This window comes from uncultured Algoriphagus sp. (genome assembly GCF_963974835.1).
Taxonomy (GTDB): Bacteria; Bacteroidota; Bacteroidia; order Cytophagales; family Cyclobacteriaceae; genus Algoriphagus.
In genome coordinates, this window is the sequence record NZ_CAXBET010000015.1 from 66,772 (window position 1) to 85,779 (window position 19,008).

The window sequence follows — 19,008 nt, forward strand, 5'->3', positions numbered from 1 at the left end:
ACCATCCTGCTTTCATTCATTTATTCTAATTTAGGTTTGCCAAGTAGCCCAGAATGAAAAAGAAAAGAATCAGCATTACCGATATTGCCAATGCGCTTAATGTAACGCCTTCAACTGTTTCAAGGGCGCTAAATGGAGGAGGAAAAGTAAGTGAGAAAAAAAGAAATGAGATTTTGGCCTTGGCACAGGAACTTGGCTATAGGCCTAACCCTATCGCAAAAAGCCTATTGGAAAATAAGACCCATACCATAGGCCTTATCATCCCGGAGTTCACCCATCATTTTTATAGCCGTATGCTTTCCGGAATAGAGAGCATCACTTCAGGGGCAGGCTACCAATTGCTGATCTGTACCTCCAATGAAAACGAGAATCAGGAAATCAAATCCACACAAATACTTTTGGATGCCAGGGTGGATGGAATTATAGCAATCATTTCCAAGATGAATGACAAATTTGAGCATTTACAGGAAGTACTCGATAGCGGAACACCGTTGGTATTGGTGGATCGTTTTTCGGAAGAAATCGAAACTCCCTATGTGATCTCGGATGATTTCAAAGGTGCATTCTCAGCCGTTGATTATTTGTCCCAAAGTGGATGCAAAAACATCCTGCATATAAAAGGTCCGGACAATCTCTCAACTACTTTCAACCGATTAATGGGGTATAAGGAAGCCCTTCGAAAGCATGAAATTGAGTTAAAAGAGGAACTGGTATTAGAAAGTAATGATGCGAATCTGGTGGAAAAAATCAGGTTCTGCCTCACAAATTATTTAGTGGATGGCGCATTTACTTACAGTGATTACCTGGCATTTGAAATCTATAAAGTAGCAAGTGAGCTTAAAATCAAGATTCCTGAGCAATTGTCAGTGATTGGCTATGCTGATGAACCTATTTCCACTTATATCAACCCTACTTTAAGTTCCGTAAATCAGCAGCCGTTTGAAATGGGTGCATTTGGAGCCAACTATCTATTGAATAAAATCAATAATCCGGAAATCGCTCTGGAGATAAAAAATCTGGAAACTAGGTTAGTGATACGGGAGTCTTGTAAGAAGGTGGAGGGGTGAGAGGGGTTAGTTGGGTGGGGAATTGAGAAAATGGAGGGTGAGGATGAAAAGTAACGGTCTCGGCTATGAGTAGTTGCGTGGCTTAGCAATTAACTTTACAAGTACACATTAAACTGAAAATCCTCGCGGATTTTCAGAAGTAGGCGAGAGCAAGCAATTACTTAGCCATTGCTAGCATACGTTTTTATGTTTTATTTTTCTTTGGCAATTCAAATAATTCGATTTGTCTCATTGCATCTTCAATTTTAGATTGACTAATCTCTGGGTCAATATTTTCTTCAAATTCCGCTATGCTTGACATCCAAAAATGAAATTCATCATCATTAAATTTAGAAGCTTTTTTATCAGCTTTTTTCTCCACGAATTCAATCATTGATTTTGTCAATTCCTTAACTTCAATGCTAGGCTCACTATTGATTCCATCTTCGAATATGTCCTTTTCATAATTTTCAAAGGTTTCAGCTTGCTTTATATATCTTCCTAGATAATATAATGAACTTCTTATATCGGCTATTGGAAATCCCTCTGTTATATTTTTTAAATCTTTCATATTTATCCAATTTTAATAATGTCAAAAGCAGATTGTGGCAGGTCTGAAACAATGTATTCGTGTGATAATGGATTAGCCTTATCTTTAATATCTATTTTGTTGTAATATGGAACTGCCTCTAATCTTGAAATCACACAGAGCAATGGCCTAAATTGCTGGTCTTTAGCAAGTTTAGAGATAGCTATTATTTCTTCGTGAGCATCTTCGTTAATTCTTCCTAATTTAAGCATTATATCCGCTCCTTTTCTTATTCCTCTTCTGTTCAAGGTAATTTTTGTGTTATGAAAATCAGAACCATCAATTTCATTTTTAAGCATCTTATATATTTCCATTGGTGAAGAACTTGGTGGTACTGTAAAATGTGGTGATTGGAAGTCAGAACCAAAATATGGTGTACACCACAAAAAGTGTTTATCTCCGTAATATTTTTTATTAATATTATATGCTAAAGTTGTCATTGTAGAATATAATATTGGATGGCTAATATCTTTTAGAGACATAATTTTCAATATTCTTTAGTTGGTTGTAAATGTATGCTAACGGTGAGTATAAGAATAGTACCCGACTCCCTTACACTTTCCTATCAAGTTAGACAAAAGTTGTGGCGGGATAAAACCATTAAAATTACTACTGAACCGGCTATTATTTTTATACATTGTTATTGGCATTTGTTTTTATATTGAACTGTGAAATAAATTGTCAGCTGTATATCTACTCATTCCAAATTTTTCCGCAAGATGTTCCTTAATATCATTTATTTCCCAACCAGCTTCATAATACAAATCTTTTGCTTCTTTTGAAGCCTCTGCGTACATTTCTGCTGTAAATTTTTTTCTCGGTTTTTCGTTATTCGATTCGGAAAGTTGACTTCTTATCAGTTGCTTGATTTCAATTAATTCCGCACTTATTTCATCAGTCTTTTTAATCTGTGGTTTAATATCTAAAAATGCAGATAAAATGGAATCAGTTGGTGATTCTATAATTTCTGAAATTGAGTTTTTAATTTTCGCTTTTAAATCTTTAGCCCAGTTAGGTTTCTTTGAATCATAAATTAAAATTCTTAAATATCTTAAGTCGAATGGAACATTTTCAATTGAGTCACTAATAATAATGACTGGTTTCGTAATTGCGTGAGCAAGTCCGAGTTCATACATAACATTTGGGTTTAAATCTGTTATGTCTGCGATTAGAATTTTAGAATAATTAATATATTCCCAAATATCACGGATTATAGGTGTTGGTCTAAAAAGACTGTCAGCACGTTTTGGCTTAAATCCACATTCTTCTATTACACTTTTATAAATTTCAGTATAATATTCGTCAAATGGGTCGCCAAATGGCATCATTACAAAACAAATATTTTCAATCGGGTTTTTCATTTCTCAAATTAATGCCAAAATTTGTATTTATTCTTCCACCACCCTATTACTCCTACATCGCCATCCTCCTTAGGCCTTTAGGGTTCTACTAGCTCCAAATTAATGATTTCGTCTAAGGGAATTGTACAGGAGCTGATTTTTTTTATTGGTAATGCATTTAAAAGGATTGGAAGAGAATTCAGGATAATATCATGTCCTTTCAGCCTTTTATCCTGAAGCTTCAACCTCTGAGTATAAATTTTCAACCTATTATCCTCAATGTTCAGGTTCTGAGTATGAAATTTCAACCTATTATCCTGAAATTTTAAGCTATTATCCTGAATGTTCACCCTATTATCCTAAAGTTTTAAGCTATTATCCTGAATGTTCACACTTTTAGACTGAACCTTCAGCCTATTTTCCTGGAGGTTCAGTTGTAACTCCTCAAACAAAAAAAGCCGGATCCTCTCGAATCCGGCCTGGAGAAGTGATAAGCAACATCTCCTCGCTAAGTCTTAATCAGGTTCTTCACTCTTTTGGTGGAGATTTTTTTGGTTTACGCTCCCAGCGCCCCATCAAATCCGCCACCACTGGCTTGGCACTTGGTACTCCAAGCTTGACCGCCATCTGCGCCGACTTATAATAGGCTGTAGATGGTACCATGATTTCCGAGCCAGCTTCCATAAGCGTATTATCCAGATTGCTATAGAGTTGGGACAATACATTAAAAGTTTGGCCTGTAAAACTGCGACCGCATCTTTGATTGCGGTAAGATCCGCTGCTGGGATCACAATGGAAACTTTGTTGTCTAAGATAAAAATTGGTTAATGTGTAAGAAAAATTAATTGTAAACTAAATTAACTAAGTGAAATCAACAAAACAATAGTTTACTGAATATCAGTATGTTATAAAATAAAAATTCTTTTCAGAGAAGTAAATCTTCAAATTTAAAAAATGGGGTGTAGGCGGGGAATAATAACATTGAGGAATATTTTTACATTAAAGGTTTTCATCTTGGTCAGAAGTCTTTTCAAGAATTTTATCCAAATAATCAATAACCATGTCTGCATGTTCTGGAAAAAATATTCTTATATGTCCATTTCTTTCGGTTTTGTCTTTAAAATTTCTTTTAGAAAAATAAAAAAATATGAAATTAGAAAATTCAGTTAAGATGCCTTCAAATTGGGGAAGGATGTTTTTCTCAATTACTTTGCCCCACTCTTCGCTTAAAGACTTATTTGTCGTACTAATTGTACTTCTTCTTAGTATTTCAAGATCGTGTTCCATTAATCTCTGTTTTGTAGAAAGTAATTTCTCAACGTCCTCAGCATTGACGTATTTCTCCAAAACCTCAGAGAACTTCTTTAAATGGTCTAACTTATTATTTTGCTCGGTAATAATTAGTTTTTGATCATTCACTCTTTTTATCAACCAAAAAGCTGTAAAACAAGTGGAAATAATATTTATAATGATTAGTACAGTTGTCGTCATTTTTAGATTTTGTCAGGTTAAACTAACAGCTAATAGTCGTATATAAGCTACTCCCAAGCCCTATTGCGTCTATATCGCAATTGTCCACAGGGTTCCCAGGTTCTGCTGAATCCAAATTAAGGATTTCGTCGAAGTGATTGTTCAGGAAATGAAATTTATTTTTTGGGTGATTGTAAGATTTTTTAGAGGGTATGTCCATTGAGTATACTCCCATCTTTTACGGTCTTTAGGTAGCTGATGACCTTACCGTCTTCTCCCACTTCGCATACCCGGTAAGAAGGAAATGGATTGCCCCAGTTGCCACCAAAGTGCCCGGACCATAGAAAGGGCTTTCTACGGTAAATCATCTGCCCATCTATATCATGATCATGTCCATGAAAAGTTGCCCGCACATTTGGGTAGGATGTGATTAGGTTTAGAAAGTCCGTACAAGGTACCCCATTCCGTGTCCAGTCGTTTTGGGAGATGTGGACGAAGATAAAAACATGAGCAAGAGATGCATATTCGTCCAGGATGCTTTTGGCAAAATCTTGATCGGCACAGAGGTATTCTCCTTTTTCGTTAGAGCAATCAAGCAGCAGGATGCCAGAGTCCTTGACTTTGAAGGAAAAGTTTGTCGTCTGCCCCATGATTTTCCGAAAGTCTTCCTCACTTACTCTGTCGTGGTTGCCTCGTGTGACATAATAAGGTACTTGCAAGCGGCCATACACTTCTCTAACTTGTGGTAAAAGTGTCGGATCATCGTGAATCAGATCACCATTAAAAACTACAAAATCCACATCCTTTTCCCGATGAATAGCCTCGATCAAGTTGCTATGGGAAGTTTCGTAATCTGTATCAGGCTGTCCCCAATGCCCGTCTGAAGCAGTGATAAATTTGAGTCGGGTGGCTTTTGGAAAATCCATATTTCCATAGCCCACAAAAGGCATGGTCATGAAAGATGTGCCGATAAGGCTGATTTTTTGAAGAAAAGGTCTGCGGTTCATGGGTTTAAAATAGGGTTTAATAAGGAAGGTTGAAAGGATTTTTCTTAAGTCACTTCGGGATGCATTAATCTTTAAATACTTCTATTCACCATATTGGAGTAAAGTGATACTGACCTCCTTGAGAATAATAAAATAAATCCCCACAACTTTCAGAATTAGTTTTTTCAAAAAAAGGTTTGAAGGAAAATATACTCTCAATTCAGGACTAGTCATTATCTTAAATCCTACCAATGAATATACTCGCAGCATTACAAGAAATCGAGGAACTGAAAGATGTTCCGGAAGAACAATTAAACTGGTTGATCAGCAAAAGCGAATGCTATTCTGTGGATGAAGGGAAGACACTTTTTGCTCCAGGAGATCCTATCAACCGGCTTCATATTATACTTAAAGGTGGTTTTACGCTCCGTCTCAAGCGAAATAATCAATTTGTAAGTGTGGGAAAGTTTGAACAGAATACGATTACCGGCATGCTCCCTTACTCGAGAGCACATTCTGCCCTAGCCTACGCTGAGGCTCTTTCCGACTGCCAGGTTTTGAGTTTGGATGAAAAGTATTTTAAGGAAATGATCCGGGATCAGCATGAGTTAACCACTGTATTTGTCCATGCCATGAGCACGCGTATCCGTCAATTCACACAGAGGGAGCAGCAGGATGATAAAATGATGGCCCTTGGGAAGCTTTCTGCAGGACTGGCACATGAGCTCAACAACCCTTCTTCAGCAGTGGTCAGAAGTTCTCAGGAACTTGCGAAACTTTTGAAAGTCAATCCTGAAAAATTTAAGAATATCATCAAAATCAAGATGTCTGATGAGGTAATTAACAAAATGTCGGATGTGTTGTTTAGCAAAATCAATAGTGGAATCAAGGAGCTTTCCCTGATGGAAAAGTCAAGTATGGAAGATGAACTGATGGATTGGCTGGATGATCATTCCATCGAAGATTCCGATGAGATTGCTGCCAACTTTGTGGATTACGGACTAACTGAAGAAGATCTGGATTCCATGGCGGCAGAGATCCCTGAAGAAAATTTAAATTCAATCCTAAGCTGGCTGAATCAAGTGCTCACTACAGAGAAGCTCGTCCATGAAATACAGGATGCTTCCCAGCGGATCAATGATCTGGTCTCTTCGGTGAAAAGCTATACCCATATGGATCAGGCGCCCGAGAAAACGTCAACCGATATCCATGTTGGCCTGAACAATACACTGACCATGCTTAACCACAAGTTGAAGAATGTAAAGGTGATTAAGAATTATGAAGAAGATTTACCTCTTGCCTGCGTGTTAGCGAGCCCTCTGAATCAGGTTTGGACAAACTTGATTGATAATGCTATAGATGCTATGGAGGATCAGGAAGTCAAGGAGCTGACAATTACCACCAAAAGAGAAGGGAAATTTATCAATGTGAAATTGACCGACACCGGCATGGGTATTCCCCAGGATATACAGGACAAAATTTTCGATCCATTTTTCACTACCAAACCTGTTGGAAAAGGAACGGGATTGGGGCTTGAATTTGTCCAGCAAATAATTAAAGTACAACATCACGGCTCAGTTTACCTAGAATCAGAACCAGGTAATACTACTTTTACAATTTGCATACCTATCGAAGACAACTAACCAATGAAAAAGCCTATTATATTTCTACTGGATGATGATTCAGCTGTATTGAAATCGGTGGAGCGTGATGTGCGGGCAGAATTTAGGAAGAACTATAGAATCATCGCAACCCAGTCAGCAAAAGAGGCATTGGATGCGTTGCCGGAGTTCAAGAAGAAAGGCGAAAATGTGGCACTTTTTCTCTCAGACCAGAGAATGCCCGAGATGCTGGGTGTAGCGTTTCTGGAGAAAGCCAAAGCCTTTTACCCAGATGCCAAGCGCATCCTACTTACTGCATATTCAGATACAGATGCAGCCATTAAAGCTATAAACGAAGTAAAGCTGGATTACTACTTGTTGAAACCATGGGATCCACCCGAAGAGAAACTGCATCCCATCTTGCGTGACCAGTTGGAAGCCTGGCAGTGCAGTTATATTCCGGAAGCTTCAGGTTTAAGAATCGTAGGCCACCAGTGGTCACCAAAGTCACACCAAATAAAGGATTTTCTTTCCGGCAACTTGGTACCCTATCGCTGGATGAACATTGAAACCAGCGCACAAGGCAAAGAACTTCTTGAGCTTAATGGAATTGAGATTAAAGATCTTCCCGCCGTCTTTTTCGATGATGGTTCTTTTCTGACCAATCCTACCACGTCAGAGGTGGGAGAAAAATCCGGTATGTCCATCAAAGCAAAGCAAGCCATGTACGATGTGGCAGTAATCGGTGCTGGTCCTGCAGGACTTGCTGCCAGCGTATATGGAGGTTCGGAAGGTTTGAATACTTTATTGATAGAAAAAAGAGCTCCTGGAGGTCAGGCGGGTACGAGTTCCAGGATTGAAAACTACCTAGGTTTTCCCAATGGACTGAGCGGATCGGATCTTTCCCGCAGGGCGATTACCCAAGCCACTCGATTTGGGATAGAATTTCTCTCTCCACAGGAAGTGGTAAACATTGAAATCAGGGACACTTATAAAATCATCAGCCTGCAAAATGGAGATGTAGTAAATGCAAAAACCATTATTATCTCTACAGGTGTGGAATACAGAAAGCATCCTGCCAAAGGCATAGATGAATTTACAGGAGCGGGTATTTACTATGGAGCCGCGACTACGGAGGCAGCTTCCTGCGAAAATGAGGACATCTATATCGTAGGTGGCGGAAATTCTGCTGGGCAAGCGGCTATGTACTTATCCAAGTTTGCAAGAAAGGTTTTTATAGTCGTACGCAAACCTGACCTGAGCAGCAGCATGTCGCAATACCTGATTGATCAGATTAATGCAACTCCAACTATTGAGGTTATAGGGAATTCGGAAATTACAGAGGTAAGTGGAGAACAACGTCTCTCAGAATTAGTGCTAAAAAATGGAAATACCGGCAAGGAGGAAAAGAGAGTTGCTGCGGCACTGTTTATTTTCATAGGGGCGAAACCTATGACTGATTGGTTGCATCTGGATATTATCAAAGATTCGCGTGGCTTCCTGGAAACTGGCCCTGCCCTAGCCCGCTATAACGACTTCCGCAAAAATTGGAAACTCAAGCGTGATCCTTTACTTCTGGAAACCTGTATTCCTGGTGTCTTTGCCGCGGGAGATGTGCGCTCGGGCGCTATGAATCGTGTTGCTTCTGCCGTAGGTGAAGGCTCCATGGCAATTAAGTTTGTGCATGAATACTTAGCGGAAAATTAGGGAACAAAAGAGAGCTAGATTTAACTGGCCATCTTCTGCTTCAACTCTTCAATTTTCTCCACAGTGAGAGGCTTCTCGTAGTAAGCAATTACAGAGGGATAGTTTTCTGTCATTTTTTTATCTTCTGGACGTACAGAAGAGGAAAGCATCGCAATTTTTGAGCTCCCACAAAGCGCTTTCCTTTCCTTTTCTTTTAAGAACTCCCAACCGTCCATTACTGGCATATTGATATCCAGAAAGATAATATCAGGGCAACTCTTTTCAAGATAATCGAAAGCGTCCCATCCATTTTGTGCCTCGTAAACATCTTCAATGCCTACACTTCGTAGGACAATTTTATGGATGAAATTTGTTGTTTCATCATCTTCTATCAGCAATACTCTAGTACTCATCTTTTCCATTTTTAAAAATAAACATTGAATAATGCTCCTTCTTGTGGCTTACTTTCAACTTCAATTCTTCCCCCGTGGGAATCTACAATAGATTTAACGATATACATTCCAACACCCATTCCCTCAACCCCAGTGTGCAATCTCTTAAATAGTCCAAATACTTTCTCTGAGTATCTTGAGGCATCAAAGCCCATCCCGTTATCTTTTACACTGAGACAAACGCTTCCATTATATGCGGTTGTTTTCACCTGTATGATCAATGTCTTATCAGGGTCCCTGTACTTTACAGCATTCGTGAGCAGGTTTTGCAATATACTTTTTAAATGAAGAACTGGGTACTCAATTTTAGGACATTCTGAAAAATCGGCATTTATGGTGGCCTTTGATTTCACAAGTTGCTCGGTGATACTCTCCTTTATCTCATCGAATATTTCCCCAAAATTCAGCTTCTCCTTTTTGTAACCTAATGTTGATTTGAAGCTGATAACATCGTTTAGCGAAACCACTGTTTTATTCAGTTGTTCAATACTGTTCTTCAACTTGCCGAATACCTCATTACTTTGCTCATCTATTATCGTTTCAGCATTTATCATATCTGACAGGATTTTGATGTTGGTAACCGGTGCTTTCAAATCATGGGCAGCTACATAGGAAAATTCTTCCAGCTCCTTGTTTTTCGATTCAATTTGTTTGGTATACGTTTTCACTTTGGCCATCTCAGCTTCTAACGCGGAGTTAAATTCCTGTAGTTTTCTTTTGGCTATCTCACGTTCAGTAATATCCTGAATGAAGACATGGATCAGAGGTTTATCTTCAATCATATACTTGCAGGGCGTAGCTTCAGCCATAAAAACAGACCCATCTTTTCTCTTAAAGCTAGTCTGTACATTCATTTTCTTCTCCTGCTTCATTTTATCCAAAACCTCAGCGGAATGTTTTAGCTCATCTTCTGTATGAAGATCAAATATGCTTTTTTCGAGCAGTTCATCTTTGGTATAACCAAACATCAAAAGTGCACTATCATTGCTGTCAATGATATTCATTTCTAAATCATGTACTATGGTTGGAATGACAGAATATTTAAATATTTGCTTGAAGATGTCGCCTTCTACATCAATCCTTCGGAAATCTGTGATTGTAGTTGATGTCTCGGAATTTTGTGATTTAGTCTTACCTTTTTTCATTCTCGCTTAATTTAAATATTTCCAGTCAAACTAAAACTAGCTTGCTACCAAGGATGCGTTATGCCGATTTAGAGCATTCCTTTAAAATTAAGCAACAATTGCGAATGGGGCATATTCATTTTTCTGAGCTGTGGGGCTCCAATAAAACTATAGAGGAGGTAAAAAATTTATTGAAGCAATAACATGTGTAGTCTCTGAATCTTCATCACGTTAAGATCATACCATTACATTTCATTGCCGTTTTTTTCTACGTGAAGTCTATTTTATTAGGAGGGCTGTATAAAAACCAACAACCCGAAACACCTAAAAATCCAAGCCAAATAAACATCTGTTTTATTAACTCAATCGATTGTAATTAAAATAAAGGCATATTTTTCGAGATTTTGAAAATTGATTATGCTAGATTTGTGAAGACAATTTTCAGATTGTAAACCCAAATATCTATGCAGTATCAAGACAAGGCTAAGTTGCCTTCTTCTCTTGCTTTTCCCATGGTTGAGACCAGTGGGAAAGTTCACATCAACCTCCCTCCAGCCGAACTCATCGAGATGGCCCTGATTAGAAAGGAAGGAAAACTCACTTCATGCGGCTCACTAAGTGTGGCTACTGGAAAGTTTACCGGCAGATCCCCAAAAGATCGATACCTGGTCATGGACGACTTGACAAGGAACACCGTTTCATGGGGTGAGATAAACCTACCCTTCGATAAGGAAAAATTCGGGCTACTCTTACAAAAAATGAGAGAGCATCTTGCGGATAAAGAACTATTCATCAGAGATGCTTATGCTGGTGCTGACCCTAATCACCGACTTAATTTAAAAGTGATCAATACGCAAGCCTGGCAAAACTTATTTTGCCATAATATGTTTTTGCGTCCGACTGAAGATGAGCTTAGGGATTTCTCTCACGATTTCACCATCATCTGCGCTCCTGAATTCGAAGCTATTCCTGAAGAAGATGGAACGTCCAGTCCGAATTTTGTGATCATAAACCTCAGTGAGCGCATCATTCTTATTGGAGGAACGGGCTATGCAGGGGAAATCAAAAAAGGTATTTTCTCTGTACTTAACTTCCTTCTTCCTCATGGAAAAAATATTCTCTCCATGCACTGCTCAGCCAATGTAGGCTCGGATGGGGAATCAGCAATTTTCTTTGGCCTGTCAGGTACAGGCAAAACTACTCTTTCTGCGGATCCGGACAGAAAATTGGTTGGCGATGATGAACATGGATGGACTGATGAGGGAATATTTAATTTTGAAGGAGGATGCTATGCAAAAGTCATAGATCTCAGCCGGGAAAAAGAACCTGAAATTTGGGATGCAATCAGGTTTGGCTCAATAGTGGAAAACACGAAGTTCAGGAAGTATTCACGGGAAGTGGATTTCTCGGATAGTACAATTACGGAAAACACCAGGACTGCCTATCCAATCAATTTCATTCCAAATGCTCTAAATCCTTCCATAGCCCCACATCCTAAGCATATTTTCTTTCTGACTGCAGATGCTTTCGGGGTAATCCCTCCTATTTCTCTTTTGGATAAGGGCCAGGCTATGTATCACTTTATTTCAGGTTATACTTCCAAATTGGCAGGTACGGAGATGGGGATTTCTGAGCCTAAGCTTACTTTTTCAGCCTGTTTTGGAGCGGCTTTTTTGCCACTTCATCCTACTCTTTATGCTTTATTGTTCGGTGAAAAAATAGTAAGCCATAACGCAAAAGTTTGGTTGGTTAATACTGGCTGGACTGGTGGTCCCTATGGAGAAGGTAGACGCATGAAACTAGTTTACACACGGGCAATGATAAGCGCTGCACTGGAAGGAAGTCTGGACCAGGTTGAATTCGAGCGAGATCCGCACTTTGGAACAGCCGTGCCTAAGGCATGTCCAAATGTCCCAGGGGAAATTCTCAATTCCAGAGGGACTTGGATAGATGGGGATGCCTATGACACGCAAGCTCAAAAACTGGCTGATGCATTCAGGAGAAATTTTGAAAAATATCGAGACTTTGCTACAAATGAAATTGTAAAAGGCGGTCCCATATAAAATCATAAAGGGAGATAAAATTAGCGCTTTATCTCCCTTTAATATTTAATCTAGCTTAACTTTTAAAATACATCATGAATTAATTTTCTGGTGAAATACTTTTGAGTTACCCAGCCTTTTCATTCTGTAATTTAAAGTTTATTTACCCTCCCACTGTCCCAGTCACTACCTCTCCAGCCCGCTTGAAATGGGCCATAATGACGCCACTGGGTGTATGATGACATTCTAATAAGGCAAACGCAGCAGGAATCGCTCCGTCCACAAATAGCTTTTTCCCTTTACCCAGTGTGATCGGATGGATCATCAACCAAAGTTCATCTACTAGATCCTGTTTAAGCAGCAATTGAATCAGTTCACTACTTCCCCACACTTGTATATCTGAACTCTTCGAATCGGGGGATTGCGAAGGTGTTTTTTTTAGGGCTTCTATTTCGGCTACGCTTGTGAGAAAAAGTGTGTTTTCCCAATTTGATTTGCTAACTGAATTGGAGAAAACATATTTGTTTACTGAATTCACGCTAGGCCAATATTCAGAATGCTCAGGCCAGTAGCTTTCCCAGATTTTAAAAGTTTTTCTTCCCAAAAGTAGATCAGCAGGTTGTAATAATCTTTGCATTATCCTGTCAGAAACTTCGTCTTCGAATGGTGCTACCCAGCCACCATATTTAAACCCGTTTGAAGTATCTTCTTCCGGGCTGCCAGGAGATTGCAATACACCGTCTAAGGTGATCATCGATAAGACTATTATGTTTCTCATATGCATGTAATTAATGTATACAAATCTGCAAAAGATAAGAATTGTAGTTACTGGGTAAATGCGACATTCTTCAGTGTGAATTAAACACTGCGGTATTGCTAGATTTTTTTTTTGGATTTTCTTATCCTTTCTTTTTCCAACAGCGGTAGGTAACGGTTTTTTGCCATTGAGAATTTTTGATAAAGTTTGATACTTTCCAGATCCCGCTGTCTAGAAACACGAAAATAATTTGGGGAATTGACTTTAGTATCGCTGTTTTTATTCATTGATACTTACAATAAATCTAATAGACAAGAGTTATAAGATCTGCGCGCCGAAAAAATTATAACCAATTCAAATGATTTCCGTTTATGCAAGCTAGAAATCAATGCTTTAGTAAATAAACTAGGTTTTCAAAATTTCAAATTTCAGTTGCATTTGTGATGAGAGGTGATTTGAAATTGAAAAGAGTTAAGTAAATTGAAATACATCTTCTGCTATTAAAATACCCTGTATAGGGTATTAGAAAAAAATAATTTGATGGTACATTTGGCTAAATAATAATATCATGGAAAAAGGAATAATTAATTTTGATTTATTGGATACCGTTCTTCGTGAAACCAAGAATTTTTTAATAGCGATTCCGACTGGATCAATAACCCATGAATTGGTTTCTACCTATCTGTTTAGCCGCATCCCACAGCAATTTTACGAGCATCATCTTCCGCTACATTCTTTAAATGTCGTCCCTATGTCAAAGGGTTTTCAGGTAATTATTAACCAGGATATTGAACGATACCTCATTTTAACATAGGATGATCCTTTTAATCGCGTAAACGCAATTTGAAAGATGATCAAGTAATTGGTCTCAAAAAATCACGGAAAAAAAACAAAAAAGCCGATTCTATAAAGAGTCGGCTTTTTTGTTAATGGATTGCACTTATTGCTGCAAAAACTTCAACAACAATTTATTCAACTCCTCTGTATGGGTTAAATTTAATCCATGGGGAGCATTTGGGATAAGATGATACTCATTGTTGGCAATTCCTTCAGCTGCCTGTTTGGCCGAGGTTTTATAAGGCACAATATTATCAGCATCTCCATGTACAATAAGTGTGGGCACATTTACATTTTTCAACTCACTTCTAAAGTCTATTGTACCCCAAGCTTCGGCTGTTTTAATAGTAGCAATTGGAGAGGCATGGGATGATATAGAAAAATCATAATCAAGATTCGCCTGACTTACGCGGTCTTTAAGCTCATTGAAATTGTAGAAGTTTTCATGAAAACTCTTCAGAAAGCCTATTCTATCCGTTTTTAAATTCTGCATTATTTCTTCCAAATCTTCCTCTGGAACTCCGTCGGGATTGTCAGCTTTTTGGGAAACCAAAGGGATAATAGAAGCAATTAAAGCGACTTTGACAACACGATCTCCTTCGTAATCCGTGAAGTATCGGACTACTTCCCCTCCGCCCATACTAAAGCCGACTAAAGTTATATTGGATAGATCAAGCTCTAAAATCAACTCCCTCAAATCTTCAGTCAAAGAGCTGTAATCATAACCGTTTAGAGGCTGGGAAGATTTTCCAAATCCCCTTCTATCGTAGGCAATCACCCGATAGCCAGCATCTACCAAAGTTGATATTTGTGCCTCCCAAGCCTGGTGGCTTAGGGGCCAACCATGAATTAATATGACAGGATCTCCTTTACCATAGTCCTGATAAAAGATTCTGATTTTTTCGTTTCCGTTTTGATGTTTTAAAAATGGCATAAGTAGTAATGTTTAGATTATGTTGAATTATGTCCAAATGCGATGCCATGCAAATAATAGGCTTTATATTAGCTGTATAGATGTTTGAGCTAATATTTCCAATAATTTCCCTACTCTCTTCGGGAAGATAATTCCCTATTTTTCAAGAGCTTTTTTAACCGCCGGAGCCACTACCTCACCATACAGTTCTATAGCTTTCATCAACTTGTCATGAGGCATAGTACCTACGCTCAGGTGAAGTAAGTAGCGTGTCAGACCCATCATCTCCTGTTGCATCAGAATCTTATCGATAACTTCCTGCGGATTTCCCAAAACCAATGATCCTTCTTTTGATCGCATGGCATCAAACTGCCCTCTGTTCATCGGCGGCCAACCTCTTTCCTTTCCCAATTGAGTCATGACAAAAGAATATGGACCATAAAAGTCTTCTGCAGCCTGCTGCGAGTCCGGCCCTATAAAACCGTGTGAATGCACAGCTATTTGAATGTCTTCAGGATTTCTTCCTGCTTTGGTCCAGGTTTGTCTATACAAATCTGTGAAATAGGTGAATCTATCCGGGCTGCCCCCAATAATTGCTAAGGCAAGCGGCAATCCTTTCTCCGCTGCACGGACTACTGACTGCGGGGTACCGCCAACTGCCAGCCAAACTGGAATCTCTGTTTGGAATGGTCTTGGGTAAACTCCTCTATTGGAAATGGCAGGTCTAAACTTTCCCCTCCATGAAATCTGCTCAGATTTGTTCAGTTGCAAAAGCAAATCGAGTTTTTCGGCAAAAATAGCATCGTAATCATTCAGGTCTTGACCGAAAAGAGGAAATGATTCTATAAAAGAACCCCTTCCTGCCATGATTTCTGCACGTCCTTCTGACAGCAAATCTACATGGGCAAATTGCTGAAAAATACGCACGGGATCCTCAGAACCCAGTACCGTTACAGCAGAGGAAAGTTTGATATTCTTGGTGATGACTGCCGCTGCTGCCAGAACTGTTGCTGGTGAGGATACTACAAAATCCGGGCGGTGATGTTCACCAATGGCATAGATATCCAAGCCGACCTGGTCTGAAAGCTTAATTTCCTCCATTAGGTTTTTCATCCTCTGAGCAGGAGAAAGTGTCTTTCCTGTCTTAGGATCTGGGGTGAGTTCGGCAAATGTGCTAATTCCTAATTCCATATTGTTGGGCTAAAATTTGAATTGACAACAGGTGATTATAGGTAAAAAGTTTAGTGGTCGGAAGATTTGTGGAGGGATGCTAGAGGTTTGAAGATAGAAACCTGCAGAGAATTTATATTAGACTACTGGAATAGTGTGTTGAATTGGGTAGTTAGTTCCGAGAAGTTAATAGGGAGTCTGGAAAACTTTTTTTCGAATCATTACCTCAAAACCTTATACGATTGCGTATTCCTTCATAGATATGTACAAGAGTGTTGGCAAATAAAAAAATAGGGCGAATAATTATCCGCCCCATCATTGTAAATGCTTATAGTGATACTTGTCAACTGCTCATCGAAAATTCAATTTTCAACCTTTTCTAATCCGTTTTCAAACTTATCACAGGATTTAAGTAGGCGACTTTAATAACTTGATATCCAACTGTCAATGCAGCTATAATCAATGAACTTCCTATCGCCATGGTAAAGGTCCAAACATCCAATGTGATCTTGAATTCGAAATCCTGAAGCCATCTGCTCATAAACCACCAACCTATCGGTGCGGCTATCAAAAACGCGATAATAATCAAGCGTACAAACTCCTGACCGAATAGCCAGATGATATGAGAAACTCCTCCTCCCATTACTTTACGGATGCCTACTTCCTTAGTCTTCTGAGAAATCATGAAGGAAATTAATCCGTACAGTCCCAAGCAACCAATGAAAATGGCGATGAAAGAAAAGAACTGAATCCCCTTTAATAAAGTGTCTTCGGCCTCATAAAACTGAGCTATGCTATCATCAACAAAAGCGTATTCAAACATCTTGTCCGGATATTGGGCATGCCACAGCTTTTCAATCTCTTCCAAAGTTGCTTTAACTGAATTTCCGTTGATCTTGATAGCAAAATTGGAATACATAGAACTTGCCGTGGTGATCAACGCGGCTGAGATTCCTTCATGCAGGGACCTGTCATGAAAATTTCGGACTACCCCTACTATCGGGCCTATCATGGTTCCGCCATTGGCATAGATCATTTGTCCCAAAGCATCTTCGTTAGAGGTGATTCCAAGACTTTGCAGCATTGCTTCATTGACTACCATTTCCCTCACTGTATCTGACGGAGTGAGATTTCTGCCTGCCAGCATTTCCAGGTCAAACGTAGAAATATAATCCGCGTCCGCCAGTTTCATATTGGTTCGAAAGCTCACCTCCTCACTGTCATTTCCAAATCTGATGGAATTATTCCAAGAGTTATCAGACGCAGGTGCTTGGTAGCATAGGGACACTTTTTCAATACCAGGCAAGCGCAAAAACTCATTTTTCAAGGTGTTCATTGTATTCAGCGAGTCATTACCCAACTTTACCATCACAATGGATTCCTTATCAAAACCAAGTTCTGCCTGGTTGGCATAACGCATTTGATTCATGATGACTATGACTCCTATGATCAATACCTGAGAAATAGCAAACTGAACGACTATCAAAGACCTTCTGGTATTAAATCCGCCAAACTGCTGCAATGAAAGCTTTCCTTTAAGGGCAGCTACTGGTTTGAAACCAGTAAGGATCAAAGCTGGGTAGCATCCTGCCAAAAGTGTAATAAGTACATCCAGTCCTATAATAAATAACAGCAAGGTGCCATCGGACAGAAAGTTGACAGGAATTTGGGTATTTAAGAAGTCATTTACATAGGGAACAAGGAGAATCCCTGCTACCAGTGCAATCAAAATACTAATGGAAGAGATTATGGCAGTCTCGAAAATAAATTGCCAGAAAAGTTGGCTCCTATAGCTTCCCAATACTTTCCTAACACCCACTTCTTTGGAACGCTTCAAAGCTTGCGCAGTGGCAAGGTTTACAAAATTCACACAGGCAGTGAGCAATAAAAAGATCCCGATTGCAATTAAAATCCCTATATCAGATCTTTCCATAGCTCCCCCGTATCTACCATCGAAGTGAAGCTCTGTGAGCGGTTGAAGCTTATAATGGTGTACATTTTTGCTTTCCGGACGGAATTGTTTGACGTAAGGAGCTAAGGCTTCCTCAACTTCTGGCGCACTTACACCCGGTCTTAGCAAGGTATAACAAAACATTCCACTGCTTATTCCTCCCCAAGCATCATCACTTGCCAGCCAGGGATTAAAATCTTTCAGGCTATTATAGGAAACAAATATTTCAGGTTTGATATCTGTGGTAGAAGGAAAATCCTCCAAAACACCGGTAATTGTGAAGGGAAGAAAATTATCGTAGGTAATGACCTGGCCGATGGGATTCTGGTCACCAAAATATTTTTTTGCCAACCTTTCTGTAAGAATCGCTGTATTTGGTTCTTCCAGAGCCTCCTTTATATTCCCTCTAGACAGCGGGAAATTGAAAATATCGAAAAACTCAGGCTCCGTGAATGCAAATCCATTAGGTTCCTTAATTAGCTGCTTTTCGCCATTTCGCTCATAGGAGATCACTGAATTTGATTCATGAAACATCCGGGCTACTTTTTCGCCGTAAGTATGATTTTCCCTTAAAACCATACCCAGAGGTGAAGGCACACTGTTGACATATGAAACCGTTTCCCGGTGTTGCTCCGTGACTATTCTATAGATTCTGTACTTGTCTGGATGAAAATCATCAAATCCCATATGATGCTTTACCATCACAAAAATCAAGATACAGCAGGTGACACTGAGCGCCAATCCTGCAGTGTTAATCAGGGAATACTCCTTGTTTCTCAGGAGAGTTCTCCAGCCAATTTTAAAGTAACTTTTATACATACCGTAGGGGGTTAAGTTTTGATAGGGTTTTCTTGGGCGGATGATACCCGGGCGGAAAAGCAAAAGCACATCTTTGATAAATCGCCAATCTGCTTTTCGTTTTCCCAAAATCTGGAAGTTTCTCTCGTATACTTCTATAAGGTCTCCTTCAATGTAATCCAACATCCTAGGATGGCAGAACCATCGGAAGAAGCGGAGAGGCAGTTTAGGTGGCTGATTCATGAG

At 39.2% G+C, this 19,008-nt stretch carries 17 protein-coding genes; 5 read left to right on the forward strand and 12 right to left on the reverse strand.

All coding sequences use genetic code 11. The features are described 5' to 3' along the window. Window positions 1–53 precede the first annotated feature (53 nt). Window positions 54–1,067, forward strand: coding sequence for a LacI family DNA-binding transcriptional regulator (locus AACZ73_RS20155; protein ID WP_339880640.1), 1,014 nt, complete (start codon window positions 54–56; stop codon window positions 1,065–1,067). 184 nt (window positions 1,068–1,251) lie between these two features. Here AACZ73_RS20155 and AACZ73_RS20160 read toward each other — a convergent pair whose 3' ends face one another. From AACZ73_RS20160 to AACZ73_RS20185, 6 genes are all read right to left on the reverse strand, one after another. Further along, a complete protein-coding gene (locus AACZ73_RS20160) occupies window positions 1,252–1,617 on the reverse strand; it encodes a hypothetical protein (protein WP_339880641.1) in 366 nt (121 codons plus the stop codon). A 2-nt stretch (window positions 1,618–1,619) separates the two neighbouring features. Continuing rightward, complete coding sequence (locus AACZ73_RS20165; protein WP_339880642.1) at window positions 1,620–2,117, reverse strand: hypothetical protein; 498 nt, start codon at window positions 2,115–2,117, stop codon at window positions 1,620–1,622. A 174-nt stretch (window positions 2,118–2,291) separates the two neighbouring features. Beyond that, the gene (locus AACZ73_RS20170) at window positions 2,292–2,996 is read right to left on the reverse strand and encodes a hypothetical protein (protein ID WP_339880643.1); all 705 of its coding nucleotides are present in this window, start codon (window positions 2,994–2,996) and stop codon (window positions 2,292–2,294) included. A gap of 507 nt (window positions 2,997–3,503) precedes the next feature. Beyond that, window positions 3,504–3,695 (reverse strand): hypothetical protein, encoded by a 192-nt coding sequence (locus tag AACZ73_RS20175; protein ID WP_339880644.1) that lies wholly within the window; start codon window positions 3,693–3,695, stop codon window positions 3,504–3,506. A 279-nt stretch (window positions 3,696–3,974) separates the two neighbouring features. Next, window positions 3,975–4,466, reverse strand: coding sequence for a hypothetical protein (locus AACZ73_RS20180; RefSeq protein WP_339880645.1), 492 nt, complete (start codon window positions 4,464–4,466; stop codon window positions 3,975–3,977). A gap of 182 nt (window positions 4,467–4,648) precedes the next feature. Continuing rightward, a complete protein-coding gene (locus tag AACZ73_RS20185; RefSeq protein WP_339880646.1) occupies window positions 4,649–5,452 on the reverse strand; it encodes a metallophosphoesterase in 804 nt (267 codons plus the stop codon). A gap of 230 nt (window positions 5,453–5,682) precedes the next feature. On the opposite strand from AACZ73_RS20185, the gene AACZ73_RS20190 reads away from it, so the two are divergent. Beyond that, entirely contained in the window at window positions 5,683–7,074 is a 1,392-nt protein-coding gene (locus AACZ73_RS20190; RefSeq protein ID WP_339880647.1) for an ATP-binding protein, read from the forward strand. Between the two features lie 3 nt (window positions 7,075–7,077). Further along, window positions 7,078–8,739 carry an FAD-dependent oxidoreductase gene (locus tag AACZ73_RS20195; protein ID WP_339880648.1) on the forward strand — a complete coding sequence of 554 codons (1,662 nt, stop codon included), beginning with the start codon at window positions 7,078–7,080 and terminating at the stop codon, window positions 8,737–8,739. A gap of 20 nt (window positions 8,740–8,759) precedes the next feature. Here AACZ73_RS20195 and AACZ73_RS20200 read toward each other — a convergent pair whose 3' ends face one another. Both AACZ73_RS20200 and AACZ73_RS20205 read right to left on the reverse strand, forming a co-directional pair. Continuing rightward, window positions 8,760–9,131 (reverse strand): response regulator, encoded by a 372-nt coding sequence (locus AACZ73_RS20200; RefSeq protein WP_339880649.1) that lies wholly within the window; start codon window positions 9,129–9,131, stop codon window positions 8,760–8,762. Between the two features lie 11 nt (window positions 9,132–9,142). Beyond that, the gene (locus AACZ73_RS20205; RefSeq protein ID WP_339880650.1) at window positions 9,143–10,315 is read right to left on the reverse strand and encodes a PAS domain-containing sensor histidine kinase; all 1,173 of its coding nucleotides are present in this window, start codon (window positions 10,313–10,315) and stop codon (window positions 9,143–9,145) included. A gap of 443 nt (window positions 10,316–10,758) precedes the next feature. Here AACZ73_RS20205 and pckA point away from each other — a divergent pair, with 443 nt between their 5' ends. Next, window positions 10,759–12,357: a phosphoenolpyruvate carboxykinase (ATP) gene (pckA, locus tag AACZ73_RS20210; protein WP_339880651.1), complete on the forward strand. Its 1,599-nt coding sequence runs from the start codon at window positions 10,759–10,761 to the stop codon at window positions 12,355–12,357. Between the two features lie 142 nt (window positions 12,358–12,499). On the opposite strand, the gene AACZ73_RS20215 is transcribed toward pckA, so the two are convergent. Then, window positions 12,500–13,114 carry a dihydrofolate reductase family protein gene (locus AACZ73_RS20215; RefSeq protein ID WP_339880652.1) on the reverse strand — a complete coding sequence of 205 codons (615 nt, stop codon included), beginning with the start codon at window positions 13,112–13,114 and terminating at the stop codon, window positions 12,500–12,502. 547 nt (window positions 13,115–13,661) lie between these two features. Here AACZ73_RS20215 and AACZ73_RS20220 point away from each other — a divergent pair. After that, the gene (locus AACZ73_RS20220) at window positions 13,662–13,907 is read left to right on the forward strand and encodes a hypothetical protein (protein ID WP_339880653.1); all 246 of its coding nucleotides are present in this window, start codon (window positions 13,662–13,664) and stop codon (window positions 13,905–13,907) included. 126 nt (window positions 13,908–14,033) lie between these two features. Here the strand turns inward: AACZ73_RS20220 and AACZ73_RS20225 are convergent, their stop codons facing one another. From AACZ73_RS20225 to AACZ73_RS20235, 3 genes are all read right to left on the reverse strand, one after another. Continuing rightward, on the reverse strand, window positions 14,034–14,864 hold the full coding sequence (locus AACZ73_RS20225) for an alpha/beta hydrolase (RefSeq protein ID WP_339880654.1): 831 nt from the start codon (window positions 14,862–14,864) through the stop codon (window positions 14,034–14,036). Between the two features lie 135 nt (window positions 14,865–14,999). Beyond that, window positions 15,000–16,034, reverse strand: a complete 1,035-nt coding sequence (locus tag AACZ73_RS20230; RefSeq protein WP_339880655.1) for an LLM class flavin-dependent oxidoreductase — start codon at window positions 16,032–16,034, stop codon at window positions 15,000–15,002. Between the two features lie 358 nt (window positions 16,035–16,392). Continuing rightward, window positions 16,393–19,005 (reverse strand): ABC transporter permease, encoded by a 2,613-nt coding sequence (locus AACZ73_RS20235; RefSeq protein WP_339880656.1) that lies wholly within the window; start codon window positions 19,003–19,005, stop codon window positions 16,393–16,395. Window positions 19,006–19,008 lie beyond the last annotated feature (3 nt).